The organism is Streptosporangium sp. NPDC006007, assembly GCF_040614315.1.
Lineage (GTDB): Bacteria > Actinomycetota > Actinomycetes > Streptosporangiales > Streptosporangiaceae > Streptosporangium.
Genome location: NZ_JBEXUG010000096.1, coordinates 1 through 1,753 on the forward strand (window position 1 = coordinate 1; position 1,753 = coordinate 1,753).

Below are 1,753 nucleotides of genomic sequence, written 5' to 3' on the forward strand. Positions count from 1 at the left end.
ACGGCGTGCTTGAAGTAGTTGGCCCAGCCGCGCAGGATCTGATTGATCTTCGACAGCACGGCGGCGAACGGGACCTGCGACCTCCTGTGGGTCAGCGCTCTGACTTTCCGCTTCAGCTCACGGACCGGCTTGTCCGCGATAAAGGTATAGACATAACACTTGTCCGTTCCTCGCTTGCGCATCCACTTGATGTGGAAGCCGAGGAAGTCGAACCCATCGGCCATGTGCACCACCCGCGTCTTGGACGGCGACAATCGCAGCCCGAGCGTGGCGAGGACCTCGTCGATCTCCGTCCGCAGGGCCTCGACATGGTGGCGTTCGCCCCTGACCAGCACGACGAAGTCGTCCGCGTAACGCACGATCCGCCAGTTGGGTAGGTTCTTGGCCACCCGCGTCACTCTGCGGGAACTGCTGGACATCGTCCCGCCCGGCTTCCACGGCCCCATGACGTGCTCATCGAGCACGGTCAGAGCGATGTTGGCCAGGAGCGGGGAAAGGATTCCGCCCTGCGGGGTGCCGGTCTCGGACGGCTCCCTTGATCCGGTCTCTCGCAGGATCCCGGCCTTGAGGAACGCTTTGACCAGGGCGAGTACGCGTTTGTCTTTGACTCGTGCGCGTATCCGGTCCATCAGGGCCGTGTGGTCGATCGAGTCGAAGCACGCCTCGATGTCGGCGTCCAGGACCTGGCGGTAGCCTTGGGTGCCCCAGAAGTGGATCTCGGCAATCGCGTCATGCGCCCTCCGGCTGGGGCGAAACCCGTAGGAGACCGAGTCGAAGCCGGCCTCGAAGATGGGCTCCAGCACCAGTTTCAGCGCTGCCTGAACCACACGATCGGTCACGGTCGGGATACCAAGACTTCTCAGCTTCCCGCCGTGTTTGGGAATCATCCGTTCGCGCACCGGCAGCGGGCGAAACGTCCGCTGCCGCAGCTGCTCGCGCAGCTCATCCAGGAACACCTCCACACCCACCTGCTCGGTGACGGACCGGACCGTGGCCCGATCCACTCCAGCAGTGCGGGCACCGGTGTTACCGGCGACCCGGTCCCACGCCATCGCGAGGAACCTTCGGTCGCATACCAGATGGTAGAGATCATCGAAGCGGTGACCGGGATCGGCCGCCGCCCAGCGGTGCAGTCTGGTCTGCATCTCCCGTACCCGCAGTGGACGCACCAGCGGCGCGTCGTGCTGCGTGGCCGGGGTCTCCACCCCGGCGTCTTCGAGCATTGCAGTCCCTTCCAACTCGTAACCCGCTGCCGCCCTTCGCCATGTGCGCGGCTTTCCCGCGCTCGGACTACTACGGCGGCTCCGCCCCGCCCCGGCCCGTTCGGCCGACGGTGGGCCCAGCCCGAATCTCCGCGCCGGATGCGCGGCCCGTGGCGGGGCCGGGACGGTTCCCGTGTTCACTTGTGATCGTTTGTCGGAGTAGGCGCCCGGCTATACCCCGGCGGCATCGCCACGGCTACGCCGCAGACCTTCACCGTGGCCTTCCACGGCAGCGAACGGGGCCACCGCGAAAGTCGCCCGCCCGAGCAAGAGGCAGGCGTGCACCGCTCCCAGCCCAGATCCGCCAGGTTCGAGCTGGTGGGATTCGTTACGAGGCTTCACACACCGGTTTCTCGCGTACACCTCTCCGTCTCACTCGCCGGGCACACAACCATCTGGCAGTACTGGTCCCGCCCCGGCTTTGTCAGGGCTGCTTCCCGCCCTCCCCGGCACCTCCCGGATCAGGCTGCCCTCAGCTTCAACCCCCTGCT

Annotated in this window: 1 protein-coding gene; it reads right to left on the reverse strand. The window is 66.2% G+C overall.

What is annotated here, in order from left to right; all coding sequences use genetic code 11:
• The coding region (gene ltrA / locus ABZ194_RS30255; RefSeq protein ID WP_355600428.1) for a group II intron reverse transcriptase/maturase at positions 1–1,223 on the reverse strand (1,223 nt) is incomplete at its 3' end.
• Between the last annotated feature and the right edge of the window lie 530 nt (positions 1,224–1,753).